General features: G+C 64.9%; 6 protein-coding genes. 2 read left to right on the top strand and 4 right to left on the bottom strand.

The genetic code is table 11. The annotated features are described in order from the left end of the window. Positions 1-3 precede the first annotated feature (3 nt). The 4 genes from cyoB to hmpA form a co-directional block, all read right to left on the bottom strand. Positions 4-2,022, bottom strand: coding sequence for a cytochrome o ubiquinol oxidase subunit I (gene cyoB / locus ACIPZ5_RS07385; RefSeq protein WP_054887537.1), 2,019 nt, complete (start codon positions 2,020-2,022; stop codon positions 4-6). Positions 2,023-2,025: 3 nt separating this feature from the next. Further along, positions 2,026-2,970 carry a ubiquinol oxidase subunit II gene (gene cyoA, locus ACIPZ5_RS07380; protein WP_085673753.1) on the bottom strand — a complete coding sequence of 315 codons (945 nt, stop codon included), beginning with the start codon at positions 2,968-2,970 and terminating at the stop codon, positions 2,026-2,028. A gap of 558 nt (positions 2,971-3,528) precedes the next feature. Beyond that, entirely contained in the window at positions 3,529-4,035 is a 507-nt protein-coding gene (locus ACIPZ5_RS07375) for a disulfide bond formation protein B (protein WP_261942728.1), read from the bottom strand. Between the two features lie 506 nt (positions 4,036-4,541). Beyond that, positions 4,542-5,720 (bottom strand): NO-inducible flavohemoprotein, encoded by a 1,179-nt coding sequence (hmpA, locus tag ACIPZ5_RS07370; protein ID WP_343595543.1) that lies wholly within the window; start codon positions 5,718-5,720, stop codon positions 4,542-4,544. A gap of 155 nt (positions 5,721-5,875) precedes the next feature. On the opposite strand from hmpA, the gene norR reads away from it, so the two are divergent. Continuing rightward, positions 5,876-7,429, top strand: a complete 1,554-nt coding sequence (norR, locus tag ACIPZ5_RS07365; protein ID WP_400807561.1) for a nitric oxide reductase transcriptional regulator NorR — start codon at positions 5,876-5,878, stop codon at positions 7,427-7,429. Between the two features lie 149 nt (positions 7,430-7,578). After that, positions 7,579-19,347: a BapA/Bap/LapF family large adhesin gene (locus tag ACIPZ5_RS07360; protein WP_400807558.1), complete on the top strand. Its 11,769-nt coding sequence runs from the start codon at positions 7,579-7,581 to the stop codon at positions 19,345-19,347. Positions 19,348-19,381: the final 34 nt, after the last annotated feature.

Below are 19,381 nucleotides of genomic sequence, written 5' to 3'. Positions count from 1 at the left end.
TGATTACACCCGTTCAAACGATTCGACACGTGCGCCGGCAGGCAGAGCACCTGCTTTGGCCAGCGCTTTGAGACGCTCGCCTTCGATGCGCGCCACTTCTTCGGCCGGAACCATGTAGCCCTGGTCGTCACGTGCAGCGTGGCGAACGAAGACCGCGATGGTTGCCAGCAGGCTCGCGCCAACCAGCCACCAGATGTGCCAGATGAAAGCGAAGCCGAAGACAGTCAGGAACAGACCCATGAACAGACCGGTAGCGGTGTTGTTCGGCATGTGGATCGCTTCGTACTTGCCTGGCACCTTGTAGGCAACACCGGCTTCCTTGGCTTCGTTCCAGCAGTCCAGGCCAACTTTCTCAGGCATGTGGGCGAAGTTGTAGAACGGAGGTGGCGACGAAGTCGACCATTCCAGGGTACGGCCGCCCCATGGGTCGCCGGTCACGTCCAGGTTCTGCTCGCGATCGCGGATCGAAACGACGATCTGGATCAGCTGGCAGGCGATACCGAACAGGATCAGCACGGCGCCGACAACGGCTACGTACAGGTAGGGTTCCCACAGTGGGTTGTCGGAGTGGTTCAGACGACGGGTCATGCCCATGAAGCCCAGGGCGTACAGCGGCATGAACGCTACGTAGAAGCCAGAGATCCAGAACCAGAAGGCAGCTTTGCCCCACTTCTCGTTCAGCTTGAAGCCGAACGCTTTTGGCCACCAGTAGGCGAAGCCGGCGATGTAGCCGAATACCGCACCACCGATGATCACGTTGTGGAAGTGAGCGATAACGAACAGGCTGTTGTGCAGTACGAAGTCAGCACCTGGAACAGCCAGCAGAACGCCAGTCATGCCACCGATCGAGAAGGTGATCATGAAGCCCAGGGTCCACAGCATTGGCGCGGTGAAGCGCACACGGCCCTGGTACATGGTGAACAGCCAGTTGAACAGCTTCACACCGGTCGGGATGGAGATCAGCATCGTCGCCAGGCCGAAGAAGGTGTTGACGCTGGCGCCGGCACCCATGGTGAAGAAGTGGTGCAGCCATACAGCGAAGCCCAGAACGGCGATGGCGCCCGATGCGTAGATCATCGAGTGGTGGCCGAACAGACGCTTGCCAGAGAAGGTCGAAGTCACTTCCGAGAACACGCCGAAGGCCGGCAGGATCAGAATGTAAACCTCAGGGTGACCCCACGCCCAGAACAGGTTGACGTACATCATCGGGTTCCCACCAAGCTCGTTGGTGAAAATGTGGAAGTCCAGATAACGGTCAACAGTCAGCAGAGCGAGTGCAGCGGTCAGGATCGGGAACGAAGCCACGATCAGCACGTTGGCCCAGGTGCAGGTCCAGGTGAAGATCGGCATGTCCATCAGCTTCATGCCAGGTGCGCGCATCTTCATCACGGTGACGAGGAAGTTCACGCCGGTCAGTGTCGTACCCAAGCCTGAGAGCTGTAGCGCCCAGATGTAGTAGTCGACACCCACCCCAGGGCTGTACTGAATGCCCGCCAGCGGCGGATAGGCAACCCAGCCGGTCTTGGCGAATTCACCAACGCCCAGCGAGATGTTGACCAGCAGCACGCCTGCCAGCAGCAGGTAGAAGCTCAGGGAGTTCAGGAACGGGAAGGCAACGTCACGTGCACCGATCTGCAGAGGAACCGCCAGGTTCATCAGGCCGGTGAAGAACGGCATCGCCATGAAGATGATCATGATCACACCGTGAGCGGTGAAGATCTGGTCATAGTGTTCAGGCGGCAGGTAGCCTTCGGAGCCACCGGTAGCGGCAGCCAGCTGGGTACGCATCATGATGGCGTCGGCGAAGCCGCGCAGCAGCATGACCATCGCGACGACGATGTACATCACCCCGATTTTCTTGTGGTCGACGGTGGTCAACCACTCGGTCCACAAGTAGGTCCACTTGCGGAAATAGGTGATAGCACCAACGACAGCAATACCCCCGAGCGCGATCATGGCAAGGGTCACCATGACTATCGGCTCGTGGAAGGGTATCGCCTCCAGGGTTAATTTACCGAACATCTCTTACTCCTCTGCACCGGCAGCTGGTTGCATACTCGATTCCACACCCTTGGTTGTGGCCAGATCTTTGCTGCCTGCTTCTTCGTGGCTCGGACGACCGCGGTTCATGCCTTCGTACTTGTCGACGATGATCTGGAACTGGTCAGGCGAGGCCTCGCTGTACAGCGCGACTGGGTTGTTTTCGCTTGGTTTGGCCAAGGCGTCGTATTCAGCCTTGTCCAGCTTCTTCGGCGACTGCTTGACCTCGGCGACCCACTTGTCGAAGTCTTCCTGAGAGGTTGCAGTGGCCTTGAATTTCATGCCGGTGAAGCCAGCACCGCTGTAGTTGGCGCTGATACCGTCGAATTCGCCGTTCTCGTTGGCGATCAGGTGCAGCTTGGTGGTCATGCCAGCCATGGCGTAGATCTGGCCACCCAGGCCCGGGATGAAGAACGAGTTCATCACGGCGTCGGAGGTGACGCGGAAGTTGACCGGGGTGTTAGCCGGGAAGACGATCTTGTTGACCGTGGCAATGCCCTGCTCCGGGTAGATGAACAGCCACTTCCAGTCCAGCGCGACCACGTCGATCTGCACCGGCTTCACATCGGAATCCAGTGGACGGTACGGGTCCAGCTTGTGGGTCGACTTGTAGGTGACGTAGCCCAGGGCGATGATGATGATGATCGGGATGATCCACACCGCGGCTTCGATCTTGGTCGAGTGCGACCAGTCTGGGGTGTAGGTGGCGGCCTTGTTGGAAGCACGGTACTTCCAGGCGAATGCCACGGTCATGATGATGACCGGAATCACCACCAGCAGCATCAGGCCGGTAGCGATCAGGATCAGGTTCTTTTGCTCAATGCCGACCTGACCTTTCGGGTCGAGCAGGGTCCAGTTGCACCCACTGAGTAAAAGCATGCCTAAAAAGGGCAATATGCCAAACAGTCTGGGGTAACGCTTTTTACTCATCTCACGACCTCTAGATCAGCTTGCTTCAATGCAATTTGTGTTTTGGTAGCCAACACTTCGTCCTGCCAAGTGCGGCATTTCGCGCCCGTACTCGCTCCTGCCTGGGTCCGACTGCAGGACCTTGGCGCAAAGCGGGTTAGCGGTGCTTATGGTTTCGTAGGCAACAGGCCTGTACTTCAGACCAAGTCCATTTGGTGCGGGAAAACGCGGAGGGGGGTCCGCCCGGTATCGCCGTTGGGCGAAACTTGACGAAGTCAGCAAAAAGGAGCGCTGGGGCTTCCTTCAATCCTGCGACTCGCAAGCAGTGCCGAACGGAAATTGGGGGCGATTGTAGATAGGTCGCCAACCCTTGACTATGACTTATTGAGCAACAGTCCTTTACAGGATCTGTAACAATACAGCTCGACAAATCAACTTCGCGACAGTTTGTCGCACCCCGCTTGCTAGCCCTCGAGCCCGCATTTCACAAGGCTTTGAGGTTGATCTGGATCAAGCGGGAGAGGACTTTTCACTCTTCTCATCCGGTGCAAAAGACCACACCGAAATCGGGACTTATGTCTAAGACTGGCGCCGGTTGCGGTAGATGCCGAACGGTACCAGGATGGCAGTCAGGACGAACGCCACCAGTGCCCACTGCGCCAGCGACAAACCGAGGATCGGCGGGTACGGCGTGCTGCAGAAGCCATCGACCTGGAACACCAGCGGCCATAGCTTGGCCAGGGGCAGGTCGTCGACGATCGGTTGCAGGGTATCGATGCCGCAACTGACCATGGGGTTGGCGAGTATATACACATGGTTGCCGGCCGCAACGATTCCGCCAATGGCACTGAGCACCACCAGGCCCTCGAACAGGGTCAGGCTGCGGCGCCCGGGCATGGCGGCGGCAATGAACGCGAAGATGGCGATAAAGAGCAAGGCATAGCGTTGCAGGATGCACAGCGGGCAAGGAGCCTCACCCAGTACCACCTGCATGTACAGCGCACCGCCGATCAGGGCGAGGCAGATCACCCCCAGCAGCACCAGAAAGCGCCGTTCGCGGTTCAGGCGCAAGGTTTGTTCGTTCATTGCCGATTCCTTCGATGGATAGTGGCAGCGTGGTCCGCCCGCCTTCGTGCGATTCTACACGCAGGCATGGCCCTTTAGCGTGTCGAGGAGGCGGCGAGACAGCACTGCACAGGGCTATCCGGAGATGCTGAGACCGGATGCAGCAAGGTCGGTTCAACGTCGGCCGGTAAAAAAGCGGCTGCCCGGGTGCCGCGCAGGGGCAAGCCCCTCGACACCCGGGAGTGAAGGATACAGTGATTAAAGGAGGATTAAAGATGAAAGGTGCCGAGGCACCCTTCATCTTTCCTTATATATAGGCAGGAAGTATTGATCGGCCCAGTCGCTGGCAAGCCAGCCCCCGCGCGGCGAATGCGATCGACCGTTTCGTTCTCGATTACCCACGGGCGGGAGCACTGCTGCAGGGGAGCTGGCTTGCCAGCGACTGGGATGATGTTTTGATGAACCTGTACCGGCCTCTTCGCGGCGGTTCGGCGCGAAGAGGCCGGCCCAGTCAGTACATCACTCCATCACTCCAGGGCAGCCGCCGGCCCGAAGAACTCGTAACGGCTCTGCTGCTCCGGCACACCCAGGCCCTTCAGCTGGCGCTTGACCGCTGCCATGAAGCCTTTCGGCCCGAGGAAGTAGGCATCCACATCGCGCTCACGCGGCAGCCACTCGCCCAGCAGGTCCTGGCTCAGCAGCCCCACTGCGTCGGCCTTCTGTGCGCCCGTTTCCTCGGCATAGCAATAGAAGCGCTTGAGCTGCGGATGGCGCTCGGCCAGGCCGTCGACCCAGTCGCGGAAGGCGTGCACCGCACCGTTACGTGCGCAATGGATGAAATGCACCGGGCGCTGGGTCTTCAGGGCCGCTTCGAGCATCGCCAGGGTCGGGGTAATGCCCACACCACCGCTGATCAGCACCAACGGCTTGTCGCTGGCAGCCAGGGTGAAGTCACCGGCTGGCGGGAACAACTGCAAGGTGTCGCCCACCACCAGCTCATCATGCAGGTAGTTGGAAACCTTGCCGCCCTCCTCGCGCTTGACGCTGATGCGGTACCCCTGGCCGTCGCACAGGGCCGACAGCGAGTAGTTGCGGCGCTGCTCGGCACCGTTGATGAACAGCTGCAGGCCGATGTACTGGCCAGGCTCGGCCTTGAGTACCGGCTGGCCATCCACCGGGGCGAAGTAGAACGAGGTGATCTCGCTGCTTTCCTGTTCACGACGGACCAGGCGGAATTCGCGGGTACCGCGCCAGCCGCCGGCGGCCTCTTCCTTCTGTTTGTACAGGCTTTCTTCGGCACCGATCAGGATGTCGGCCAGCTGGCCATAGGCTGCGGCCCAGGCGGCGATGACCTCAGGGGTGGCGATTTCCTTGCCCAGCACTTCCTCGATGGCTCGCAGCAGGCAGCTGCCGACGATCGGGTAGTGCTCCGGCAGAATCTGCAGGGCGACGTGCTTGTTGATGATCTGGCCGACCAGGCCACCCAGCTGCTCCAGCTGGTCGATATGACGGGCATACATCAGCACGCCATTGGCCAGGGCACGCGGCTGGTCGCCACTGGCCTGGTGGGCCTGGTTGAACAGTGGGCGGACCTCTGGGTACTCGCTGAGCATCATCTTGTAGAAGTGGGTGGTCAGCGCTTCACCACCGGTTTCCAGCAGAGGGACAGTGGCTTTGATGATTGCACGTTGTTCGGCATTGAGCATTTGCAACGACTCCTGAGCCTGTGGCTTCAAATGGTTGCCCCTGCTACTTCAGCAATCGTGCCAACTTTTTTCGCCAATGAAATCAAGCCACTGGCAGCGATCATGTCAAAAAGACCTACTCAGGTGTATAGTCAAATCGACACGCAGGAGTCCATATGACTACAAAGCCGTTGCTCACCACCTTGCTGCCCCTGGTCAGTGACCTGTCCCGCGACTTGCCCGACCAGGAGCGCTACCGCCGCCTGCTGCAAGCCATGCGCGGGCTGCTGCCGTGCGATGCCGCCGCGCTGCTGCGCCTGGATGGCGAATGGCTGGTGCCGCTAGCCGTCGACGGGCTCTCCCCGGATACCTTGGGTCGTCGCTTCAAGGTCAGCGAGCACCCGCGTTTCCAGATCCTGCTCAGCCGCCCGGAACCGACACGCTTTGCCAGCGACTCCGAATTACCCGACCCCTACGATGGCCTGGTCAATGCACCTGACGCCGACCTCGAGGTGCACGACTGCATGGGCTGCCCGCTGATGGTCGACGAGCGCCCTTGGGGCCTGGTGACCCTCGACGCCCTCACCCCCGGCCAGTTCCAGAGCCTGGAGCTGGAATCCCTGCAAGCCTTCGCCAGCCTGGCCGCCGCCACCGTGACCGTGGCCGAGCGCATCGAGCACCTGGCCCTGCGCGCCGAAGACGAGCACCAGCGCGCCGAGATCTACCGCCAGGCCAGCGGCCAGGACAAAGAGCTGATCGGCCAGAGCCCGGCGCACAAGCGCCTGCTGGATGAAATCCGCCTGGTGGGCGCCAGCGAGCTGACCGTGCTGATCACCGGCGAAACCGGCGTGGGCAAGGAACTGGTGGCCATGGCCCTGCACCAGGCCAGCAACCGCGCCGACAAACCTCTGGTCAGCCTGAACTGTGCAGCCCTGCCCGACACCTTGGTGGAAAGCGAACTGTTCGGCCATGTGCGGGGCGCCTTCACCGGCGCCCACGGCGAGCGCCGCGGCAAGTTCGAACTGGCCAACGGCGGTACGCTGTTCCTCGATGAAGTGGGCGAATTGCCGTTGACCGTGCAAGCCAAGCTGTTGCGCGTGCTGCAGAGCGGCCAACTGCAACGCCTGGGGTCGGACCGCGAACACCGGGTCGATGTGCGCCTGATCGCCGCCACCAACCGCGACCTGGCCGCCGAGGTGCGCACGGGCAACTACCGCGCTGACTTCTACCACCGCCTCAGCGTGTACCCGCTACAGGTGCCGCCGTTACGCGAACGTGGGCGCGATGTGCTGCTTCTTGCTGGCTATTTCCTTGAACAGAACCGCTCACGCCTGGGTTTGAACAGCCTTCGGCTGAGCAGCGAGGCGCAAGCGGCATTGCTTGCGTATGACTGGCCAGGCAACGTGCGCGAACTCGAACACCTGATCGGTCGCTCGGCACTCAAGGCCATGGGCCAACACCCGGAGCGCCCACGCATCCTCACCCTGGAAGCCAGCGATCTCGACCTGCGTGCCACCGCGCCAGCGGTGACTGCCGCCCTTGCCCCTGCTACGCCTGCAGCCCTGGCGGTACCCAATGGCGGCCTGCGCGAGGCTATCGATGACTATCAGCGCCAGGTAATCGACGCCTGCCTGCAACGCCATCAGGACAATTGGGCCGCAGCGGCCCGCGAACTGGGCCTGGACCGTGCCAACCTGAGCCGCCTGGCCCGTCGTCTGGGGCTTCGCTGAGGCACCATGCACTAAAGGACTACCCGGAAAGCCATCTGGTGGCAATCTGCTGGGCTGCTATATCTCCCTAATCTCCGGTTACGCGGCCGTGCCACGGCCAAGGGTCGCCAAACGCGACCCGGTGGACCGAAATCCAGCAGGGAGCACTCATGGACAACATCGTCGTCGCCGACAAGCAATCCGCCGTCGCCACCCAGAATGTCTGGGGCAACATCACCCTCAACAACCCTGCCGTCGTGCAGATGCCCATCGCCCCCGACCAGGTGGCGACCGTCACCCGGCGCGGGCAGGACCTCATCGTCACGCTCAAATCCGGAGAAAAGGTCACTGTCGGCAACTTCTTTGCCGTGGACCAGGCAGGTGTTGGCAGCGACATGGTGTTCGTTGGCGAAGACGGTACCCTGTGGCACGCGAACTATGACGCGACGGCCTTCAACGGCTTCACCTTCGACGAAGTGGCCTCGCTTGACGAACTGGTGGCAGGCATCGGTGTCGCCGGTGCCGGGACCTCGACCTTCGCCATCGCCGGCCTCAGCCTGCTCGGTGTCGGCGGCGTGGCGGCAGCGGCAAACAACAGCGGTGGCGGCAGTGGTGGAGGTGGCGGCAGCGCACCGGGCGACACCACCTCCCCAGCCACGGCCATCGACCTGCTGGTTTCGCCCGACGGCCTGCGCCTGAGCGGCCGCGGTGAAGCGGGTGCCACGGTGAATGTGTTCGACGCCGCAGGCAACCTCATCGGCAGTGGCACGGTGAATGCCGATGGCCGCTTCGATGTCGCCCTGAACACCCCGCAGGCCAATGGCGGAAACCTCGGTGTGTCACTGACCGATGCCGCAGGCAACACCTCGCAATCCGTTACCGTCACCGCACCGGACATCACCGCGCCGTCAACACCTGCGGAGCTGGCGATCAACCAGCAAGGCGACACCCTCACCGGCCGCGCCGAGCCGGGCTCCACCGTGCAGGTCCTCGGTGCCGACGGCGCCGTTCTGGGCAGCACGGTTGCCGGTGCCGACGGCCAGTTCAGCATTACCTTGCAGCCGCCGCAGACCGACGGCCAGGCCTTGCAAGTCACCGCCACCGACGCGGCCGGAAATACCTCCTCCGCCACCGCCATCACTGCACCGGATGACAACGTCGGCAACCCGCCCGATACCACGCCTCCGGATGCCCCGACCGACCTTGTCATCAGCGCCGATGGTACCGTGGTCACCGGCCGTGCCGAACCAGGTAGCACCGTGCGCGTGCTGACTGCCGATGGCACCGCAGTGCTCGGCAGTGCCGTAGTCGGTGCGAATGGTGAATTCAGCATTACCCTTGACCCGCCGCAAGTCAGCGGCGAACAGTTGCAGGTCACGGCAACCGACGCAGCGCGGAACACCTCCACTGCCGGCAACATCACCGCACCGGATATCGACAACGGCGGTGACACCACCCCGCCACTCCCGGCCAGCAACCTGATCATCAGCGCCGACGGGCGCACCGTATCTGGCCGTGGCGAAGTCGGCGCCACCGTCAATGTCCTGAACGATCAAGGTCAGCTGATCGGCACCGGTACCGTGCAACCCGATGGCAGCTTCACCTTGCAACTGACTTCGCCAGTGGTCGATGGCTCGTCGTTGCAGGTCACTCTCACCGATGCCGCTGGCAACGTCTCCACGCCCAGCCCGCTGACCGCGCCGGACCTGGTACCGCCCGCACAACCGAGCGGGCTCAACCTGGCCAATGGCGTGACCCTGAGCGGCAGCGCCGAAGCGGGCGCCCGCGTGGAGGTACGCGATGCCAACGGTACCCTGATCGGCAGCGGCATCGCCGGCCCGAACGGCAGCTTCAGTTTCACCCTCGACCCGGCCCAGACCGATGGCGAACACCTGGCCATCAGCGTGATCGATGCCGCCGGCAACCGTTCGGAACCGCTGGATTACACCGTGCCGGACACCACGCCACCGTCGATCATCAGCAACGTCATCATCGGCTCCGGTAGCCTGGTCGTGGCTGGCCGAGGCGAGCCGGGGGCCACGGTGGAAGTGCGTGATGCCAACGGCGCGGTCATCGGCACCGGCATAGTCGCGGCCAACGGTACCTTCCTGGTCGACCTCAACGGCCCGGTCACTGCCGGTGATGCCATCGTACTGGTACAGACCGATGCCGCCGGCAACCCTTCGGTATCGCTCACCGTCATCGTCCCTGCCACTGCCGTACCGGAAAGCCCGGCGGACCTGGTGCTGGCGGCCAATGGCAGTTCCATCAGCGGCTCGGCCCCGGTGGGCAGCCTGGTGGAAGTGCGCGATGCCAATGGCACGGTACTTGGCAGCGTGCAAGTGGGCAACGATGGCACCTTCACCATTGCCCTCTCCCCGGCCCAGGCCAATGGCGAGCTGCTCGATGTGGTGGCCATCGACGCCGACGGCAACAGTTCGTTGCCAACCCAGATCAACGCCCCGGACATCACCCCGCCGAACCAAGCCAGCGACCTGCAGTTGAGCAGCGACGGCGTGACCCTGACCGGCCGCGGCGAGGTCGGCAGCACCGTGCAAGTCACCAACGCCCAGGGCGCCGTACTGGGTAGCGCCGTGGTCGGCGCCAATGGCACGTTCAGCGTCACCCTGAGCCCGGCCCAGACCGACGGGCAGCAACTGGACGTGGTGCTGCGCGACGGCGCAGGCAACAGTTCGACCACCACCATCACCGCACCCGACCTGGACGGCCCGCTGCAACCTTCGGCCCTGGCCATCGACAGTACAGGCCTGCACCTGACCGGCCAGGGCCAGGCCGGATCGATCATCACCGTGCGCGCGGCGGACGGAAGCGTATTGGGCAGCGCCACGGTCGCTGCCGACGGGCGCTTCGATGTCACCCTCAACCAGCCCCAGCGCAATGGTGAAAGCCTGTCGGTCGAGGCTACCGACAGCCAGGGCAACAGCGCTGGGCCGGTGGACTTCACCGCACCGGACAGCACCCCGCCACAAACCGTCGGCACCCCGGTCATCGACGGCACCGGCAGCACCGTCACGGGTACCGGCGAAGCTGGCGCCACCGTCACCGTGCGTGGCCCTGGTGGCAGCGTCCTCGGTACCGCCTTGGTAGGCGCCAATGGCAACTTCGAAGTCACCCTCAATCCCCCGCAGACCAATGGCCAGGTACTGACCGTCGAGCAGCGCGACCCTACCGGCAACGTTTCCGTCGCCGTCGATCTGCCAGCACCCGATACCACTCCGCCCTCGATAACCACTGGCCTGGCGCTGACCAGAGACGGTACGCAAGTCACCGGTAATGGCGAACCCGGCGCGCAGGTGCAGGTCACCGGCGCTGGCGGCGCCGTCCTCGGCACCGCCACGGTGCAAGCCGATGGCAGCTTCCGTGTGACCATCGATCCACCACAACTCAACGGCCAGACCCTGACCGTCATCCAGACTGACGGCGGCGGCAACCCGTCCTCCCCCAACACCCTGATCGCCAGCGACCTCGAAGCACCCGCGCCGGCACAAGGCCTTGGTTTGAGCGCCAATGGCATTGTGCTCTCCGGCCAGGGTGAACCCGGCGCCCTCGTGCAAGTGCGCGATACGGCCGGGCAATTGCTTGGTAGCGGCGTCGTTGAAGAGGACGGCACCTTCAGCATCAGCCTGGCGCCACCACAGACCCACGGCGAAACCGTGTCGGTGGTGCTGATCGACACCGCTGGCAACGCCTCGCCTTCGGCCCCCTTCACCGCTGACGATACCAGCGGCCCGGCGGTCCCGGGCGGCGTGCAGGTGAGTGCCGACGGTACTCTTTTGCAAGGTACCGGCCAGGCCGGCGCAACGGTAGAGGTGCGCAACGCCGCCGGCGATCTGCTAGGTAGCGTGGTGGTGCCGGCCAGCGGTAACTTCAGTGTGGCGTTGAACCCGCCACAACTGGACGGCCAGACCCTCGACATCACCCAGACCGATACCCAGGGCATTGTCTCCGGCGCCGCCCAGGCCACCGCGCCCGACCTTACTCCACCCGCACAGCCCACGGCCCTGGCGATCACCCCCGATGGCCTGGCGCTCACCGGCAACGCACCGGGCGCGACTTCGGTCACCGTAATCAGCGCGACCGGCGTCGAGTCCACCGTAGCGGTCAACCCTGACGGCACCTTCAGCGTTCCGCTTTCCCCTCCCCTGCTCAACGGCGAGACGGTGACGGTGGTGGTCACCGATGCCGCTGGCAACGCGACCCAACCCACCAGCGTCAGTGCCATAGACAGCACACCACCGGCACCGGCCACGGATATCTCGGTCAGCCCGGATGGCAGCACCATCAGCGGCACTGCCGAACCCGGTACCACCGTGATCGTGCGTGACGGCAACTCCGAACTGGGCACCGTCACCGTCGGCCCGGACGGCACGTTCGTGGTTCAGGTCAGCCCACCCCTGGCCACTGGCGACAGCGTGCAGCTGGTGGTGCAAGACAATGGCAACAACGAAACCGCGATCACCGTGAATGGCCCGACTGGCAGCGAGCTCGCCACCCCGAGCAACCTTGTCATCAGTGCCGATGGCTTCCTGCTGACCGGTCAAGGTACCGTCGGCTCGCTGATCACCGTCACCTCCGGCGGCGCGACGCTGGGCACCGGCACGGTCGGCAGTGACGGTTTCTTCCACATTTTCCTGGCCAGTGCCCAGCTCAATGCGCAAGTTCTGAGCGTCAGTGCGCGCGCTTCAGCCGGCGGCACCCCATCCGTACCGGCCACCATCGTGGCGGCGGACACCACCCCACCCGACGCCCCCACCCAGGTTGCCATCAACCGCAGCGGCAGCACCCTCAGCGGCCATGGCGAAGTCGGTGCGACCGTAAACGTGACCGATGCCAATGGCACCCTCGTAGGCAGCGGCACCGTGGGCAGCAACGGCCTGTTCAACGTCACCCTGGTGCCGGCGCAGACCAATGCGCAAAACCTCACCATCACCCAGGCCGATGCCGCCGGTAACGTCTCGCTGGCAGCCACCGTGCAGGCACCCGACCTGCAAGCCCCGGATGCCGCCACTGGCCTGAGCCTGAACAGCGCCGCCACCGTGGTCAGCGGCCAAGGCGAAGCGGGCGCGCTGGTGACCGTGCGCGATGCCAGTGGTGCGATCCTGGCCACCGGCACGGTCAACCAGAGCGGCCAGTTCCAGATCACCCTGCCCAGCGCACAAACCACCGGCAGTGCGCTGCAGGTCACCCTTAGCGACGCCGCCGGCAACGTCTCCGGCCCGGCCAGCCTGGCGACCCCGGACCGCACGCCGCCGGCGGCCGTGAGCAACCCGCTGCTCAGTGCCGATGGCCGGCAACTGTCCGGCAGCGGTGAAGTCGGCGCCACGGTACAGGTACGCAATGCGGCCGGTACTGTGCTCGGCACCGCCATCGTCGGCGCCGACGGCCGATTCACCGTTACCTTCGGCACCTCGCAAGCCAATGGCCAGGCCATCGGCGTAAGCCAGGTGGATGCCGCTGGCAACGTCTCGCCAGCCGTGAGCGTCATCACACCGGACCTGACCCCGCCTGCAGCATTGACCAATGTCGCGCTGAACAACAACGGCGTGACCTTGACCGGCCTTGGCGAAGCTGGCGCCAGCGTCACCGTGCGCGGCCCTGACGGCACCATCATCGGTACCGGCCAGGTGGCCGCCAATGGCACCTTTACGCTCTCGCTCGCCATCGCGCAGCTCAATGCGCAGCACCTGAGCGTGACCCAGACCGACACCGCTAACAACACATCGGTCGCAGTCACTGTCATCGCACCGGATCACACCCCGCCGGCAGCGCCCACTGCGCTGGCGCTGGCGGGCACCGGCCTGCAACTGAGCGGTAGCGCCGAGGCCGGTAGCACCGTCACCGTGCGCGACGCGGCGGGCAATGTGCTCGGCACTGCCGTGGCCAGCGCCAACGGTACCTTCCAGGTCACCCTGAGCAGTGCCCAGACCAACGGCCAGACCTTGCAGGTCACGGCTACCGATGCGGCAGGCAACGTATCGCCCGCCACGCCGTACACGGCTGCCGACACCACACCACCGGCGGCAGTCAGCAACCTGGCCGTGTCGCCCGACGGCACCACCCTGACGGGTAGCGGCGAAGCGGGCGCCACGGTCACCGTGCGCGCACCGGACGGTTCTTCGCTGGGTACCGCCACGGTGGGCAGCAATGGTCGCTTCACGGTCACGCTTGCACCGGCCGCCACCACCGGCGAAAGCCTCAGCGTGGTGCAAACCGACGCGGCGCAGAATGCCTCGCCGGCACAGAGCGTCACCGCACCGGGTGAGCTGGCGCCAGATGCCCCCGACAACCTGGTGCTGTCCGCCAACGGCCTGGTAGTCACCGGCAGCGCCGCGCCGGGCAGCACGGTCAGCGTCTACGGCCCGGGCGGCGTGTTGCTGGGCACCGCGCCGGTCGGCAACGACGGCACCTTCACCGTCAACCTCGGCAGTGCCCAGGTCAACGGCGAGCTGTTGCAAGTCAGTGCGGTAGGCACCGATGGCAGCGCTTCGCTGCCGGCCGACCTGCAAGCCCCGGACATCACCGCGCCGCAACCGCTGAGCAATCTGGTGATATCCAACGACGGCCTGGTGCTCACCGGCCGCGGCGAGCCAGGTGCCACCGTGACCGTGCTGGGTATCGGCGGGGCCGACCTGGGTACCGCCGTGGTCGGCGCCAATGGCAATTTCACCGTCAACCTCAACGCCGCACAGGTCAACGGTGAACTGCTCAGCGCCGCACAGACCGACGCGGCCGGCAACGAGTCCAACAGCGTCAGCCTCAACGCGCCAGACATCACGGCACCCAATGCGCCGGCCAACCTGGCATTCGCCGGTGGCGGCAGCCTGCTCAACGGCACTGGCGAGGTTAATGCCACGGTAAAAGTCGTCGCTGCCGACGGTACTGTGCTGGGCACCGCGACGGTGATGAGCAATGGCAGTTTCCAGGTCACCCTCAACCCGCCACAGGCCAACGGCCAGGCCGTGCAAGTGGTGCTTACCGATGCCGCCGGCAACCAGTCCCCGGCGACTGCCATCACCGCGCCCGACACAACGCCACCGGCGGCGCCGGGCGAGCTGGCGATTTCCAGTGATGGCGTTACCCTCACCGGACGCGGCGAGGTCGGCGCGAGGGTCAGCGTGACCAACGCTGCCGGTAACGAGATCGGCACGGCGACCGTCGACGCCAGTGGCCACTTCACCGTGACCCTCAACCCGGCGCTGGGCAACGCAGAACTGCTCAGCCTTACCCAGACCGACGCTGCCGGCAACGTGTCGGCGGCAGCGACCCTGCAAACCCCGGACTTCACCCCGCCAGACGCCCTCACCGACGTGGTCATCAATGCCGACGGCAGCGTGGTCAGTGGCCGTGGCGAGCCAGGTGCGACAGTCACCGTGAACAACGCCGCCGGTGTACTGCTGGGCACCACCACGGTGCTCGCCGACGGCAGCTTCCGCGTCGAACTCAGCCCTGCGCAGATCAACCAGCAGGCGCTGTCGGTGCAACAGGCCGACCCACCCGGCAACATCAGCGAGCCGGTCACCGTCAACGCCCCTGACCTGACGCCGCCCGCCGCGGCGCTCGACCTGCGGCTCAATGCCGCGGGCGACCAGCTCGGCGGTACCGGTGAAGCCGGCACGACCGTACGGGTGTACGTCGGCAGCATCGAAGTCGGCACCACCACGGTGGCTGCCAACGGCACGTTCGTGGTCAACCTGAGCCCGGCGCAACTCAACGGCCAGGTCCTGCAGGTGACCCTGACAGATGCCAGTGGCAACCTCTCGCCGATCAGCACGGTGACAGCCGTCGACAGCACACCGCCGGGCACCGTGATCGCCAGCCTCAACGCCAGCGGCACGCAACTGGTCGGTACCGGCGAAGCCGGCGCGCGCGTCACCGTGATGGACAGCCAGGGCAACCTGATCGGCCAGGGCACCATCGACCCCGACGGTCTCTTCGTGCTCAACCTGAACGCAGCGCAGGTCAACGGCCAGGTGCTGACCGTGATCGCCCAGGACGCCACTGGCAACCCGTCCGCGCCCCTGCAACTGATCGCCCCGGACCTGACACCACCGGTACAGCCCAGCAACCTGGCCCTGACCGGGAACGGCACGCTGCTCAGCGGCAGCGCTGAAGCGGGCAGCGTGATCACCGTGCGCAACGCTACCAGCACCGTGGTCGGCACCGTCACCGTGCCGGCAGGCGGCGAATTCACTGTCAGCCTGAGCCCGGCGCAAAACAACGGTCAGCTGCTGAGCGTGATTTCCACCGACAACGCCGGCAACACCTCGCTGCCGGCCGAGTACCAGAGCGCCGATACCTCACCGCCCGCCATCGTCACCAACCTTGCCATCAACACCGACTACAACGTGCTCACCGGGCGTGGTGAAGCGGGTGCGACCGTAACGGTCAGTTTCGGCGGCGTGCCGATCGGCACCGGCCTGGTCGACAGCGGCGGCAACTTCTCGATCAACCTGTCACCGGCACCCGGTGCGTCGGCCACCCTGCAAGTAACCCAGACCGATGCCGCCAACAACACCTCGGCGGTGTTCGACTACACCACGCCGTTCGTGCCCCCACCGGAACCACCGGTCAACGTGACCCTGGCCGCCAACGGCCTGACCCTGACAGGCACAGCAGCCGCCGGCGCGTCGATCCGTGTCTACGACGCCGCCGGCGACCTGATCGGCACCGGTACGGCCAATATCGTCAACGGTGGTTTCTCGATCACCTTGAACAACGCCCAGCTCAACGGGCAACACCTGACGGTGACGGCAGAGTCGTTGCTCGGTGGCGAGTCGCAACCAGTGTTCGTCACCGCGGCCGACACCACACCACCGGCCAACCCGGTAGTCACCTCGCTGTCGGCCAATGGCCTGGTGCTCAGCGGCACCGGTGAAGCCGGAGCCACCGTGACCGTGCGCGATGCCAGCGGCAATGTGCTCGGCAGCGGCCTGGTCAACGGTGCAGGGGCATTCAGCATCAACCTCAGCAGTGCCCAGCTCAATGGCCAGGTGCTGAGCCTGAGCCAGGCCGATACCGCCCTGAACGTTTCTGGCACCACCAGTTACACGGCGCCAGACACCCAGGCCCCGCTGGCACCGACCAACCTGGTGATCAATGGCGCTGGCACCCTGCTCACCGGTAACGGCGAGCCGGGCGCGACCGTGACCGTGCAAGGCCCCGGCGGCCAGGTCGGCAGCGCCATCGTGCAGAGCGACGGCACTTTCAACATCACCCTGACCAGCGCCCAGAACAATGGCCAGGCCCTGGTCGTGCGCCAGACCGACGCCGCCGGCAACGCATCCGGCAGCACCGGCATCACTGCGCCAGACACCACCCCGCCAGTCGCCCCGGTAGCGACAATCAACGCCAACGGCACCACGGTCAGCGGCACTGGCGAGGCCGGTAGCACAGTAACCGTGCGCAACAGCGCCGGCACCGTGCTCGGCACCGCCACGGTGGGCAGCACCGGCCAATACACCGTGAGCCTGAATGCGGCGCAGATCAACTTCCAGGCGCTGAGCGTCACCCTCACCGATGCCGCCGGCAACACCTCCAGCGCCACTGCGCTGAACGCCCCGGACCTCACCCCACCGGCCAATGCCAGCAACCTGGTCATCAGTGCCGACGGCACCACCCTCACCGGCTCCGGCGAGGTCGGTGCCACGGTGACCGTGCGCAGTGCCAGCGGCACCGTGCTGCAAACCGCGGTGGTACAGCCTAATGGCACCTTCAGCGTGACCCTGAGCCCGGCCCAGGACAACGGCCAGGTGCTCACGGTGACCCTCACCGACCCGCGCAACAATACCTCTGGCAACGTCAACATCACCGCGCCAGACATCGACGCCAACGCCCCGGTCATCGCCAGCGACAACCTGGCCACTGCCACCGTCAACCTGGCGCCAGTCACCGCCACCACCACCTACACCGACAGCTTCACCACCCTGTTGTCGGGCTTCAGCAAGACCTACACCTGGACGGTGGCGGCCGGCACCACGGTCGATCCGACCCTGACACTGACCACCAACAGCGTGCTGGCACTGCTGAACAACTCCACCTTCACCTTGCAAGTGAAGGATGCCACCGGCGCCTGGGTGACCATCGCCACCGGCAACACCCAAGGGCTGCTCGACCTGATCGTGCTGCCGCTGGGGCTGCAGGTCGATATCGGCAAGCTGCAGGCCGGCGACTACCGTCTGACCGTGGCCAGCGGCGGCATCGGCCTGGTGACTCAGGTCACCACCAGCCTGGACATCGAAGCCACCAGCCTCACCCAGTTCACCGGCACGGGCAGCGCCACCTCAGGTAACGTCATCACCGATACGGGCACAGACGGTACCGTCGACTCACGCGGCCCGGACAGCGGCGCCGTGCTGCAGGTGCTGAAGAACGGTACCTACGTGGCCGCCGCCAGCGGTGCGGGGACCACGGTACAGGGCCAGTACGGCACCCTGGTGATCCATGCGGACGGCAGCTACACCTATACGCCCAATGGCAGCCCTTCGAGCGTCGGCAAGGTGGACGTGTTCAGCTACCAGCTGGTGCACCCGAACGGCCTGTCCGACTCCGCCAATCTGTACGTGCGCATCGACAGCCCGCAGGCCACGGAAATCTGGAGCGACAGCAACCTCAGCGCGCCGGCCACGGTGGTGGATGCGGTCAACGATATCGACAGCAGCCAAATCACCCTGGCCAACCGGGTCGACAGCAGCAGCGCCACCCTGGGTACGCTGAGCCTGCCGGTGATCGGCTCGCGCCAGGCCATCTACACCACGTCGGTGGCCGCCGACACCAGCGCCGACCTGCAAGTGGTGGTCAACTCGGCCAACCTGCTGACCCTGCTCGGCAACACCACCATTGCCCTGTACAAGCTCAACACCAGCACCGGCCAGTACGTGCTGGTGCAATCGGTGCCGGGCAGCTCGCTGCTTACCCTGCTCGGTGGTGGCGCCGGCTACACCTTCACCGGGCAGACAGCCGGCAGCTACCAGGTCCGCGTCAGCTCCAGTGGCATCGGGCTGCTCAGTTCGATCACCACCAGCCTCAACACCACCACCACGCACCTCACCGAGTTCGTGGTCAGCAGCGCCACGGTGGCCAGCGGCAACCTGATCACCGACCCGACCGGTACCGACAACCTGGGTTCGGCACTGACCGTGCTGAGCGTGCTGACGGCCGCCGGCACGTATACCATCCCCGGCTACAACGGCGTCAGCGTGGCCGGGACCTACGGCACGCTGCTGGTGCATGCGGACGGCAGCTACACCTACACCCTCAACAGCGGGCTGACTTCGGCGGTGATCGGCCAGCACGACACCTTCACCTACGAGCTGACCCACCCCAACGGCACCACCGACACCGCCACGCTGACTGTCAACCTGGACAACGCCGCCGGTCTCACCACCTTCTCCGCGCTGGTGGCCGACACCAGCGACGACAGCCTGGCCGTGGCCAGCGTGGCGGCCGCCGCTTCCAGCGAAGTGCTCGCCGGCACCGACGGCAACGACCACCTGGTGGGCAGCCAGGGCGGGCACATCACCCTGGAAGGCGGCGCCGGCAACGACATCCTCGAAGTGGTCGACCAGAACTTCGCCAGCGTCGATGGCGGCAGCGGTACCGACACCCTGCTGTGGGGCGGCGGCGATGCCAGCATCGACTTGGGCACCCTGGCCGAACGCATCCACAACATCGAGGTGATCGACCTCAACGACACCAGTGCGGTGGCGCTGACCCTCAACCTGGCCGACGTGGTGGCAATCACCGAAACCGGCAACAACACACTGATCATCAAGGGGGATGACAAAGACTCGGTGCACATGACGGACAACTGGACCCTGGTCGGCAACCAGACTGCCGACGGCATCGACTATAACCAATACACGGCCCAGGAAGATCCGAGCCACCACCTCTGGGTGCAGAACAGCATCCATGTCGTCTGAGGCCGCTGCAATCCGCCGGGCACACCGCCCGGCG

It is taken from the genome of Pseudomonas sp. NPDC089428 (assembly GCF_044749325.1).
GTDB lineage: Bacteria > Pseudomonadota > Gammaproteobacteria > Pseudomonadales > Pseudomonadaceae > Aquipseudomonas.
Note: the sequence above shows the minus strand (reverse complement) of the source record. Positions and strands in the feature narration are given on the sequence as shown.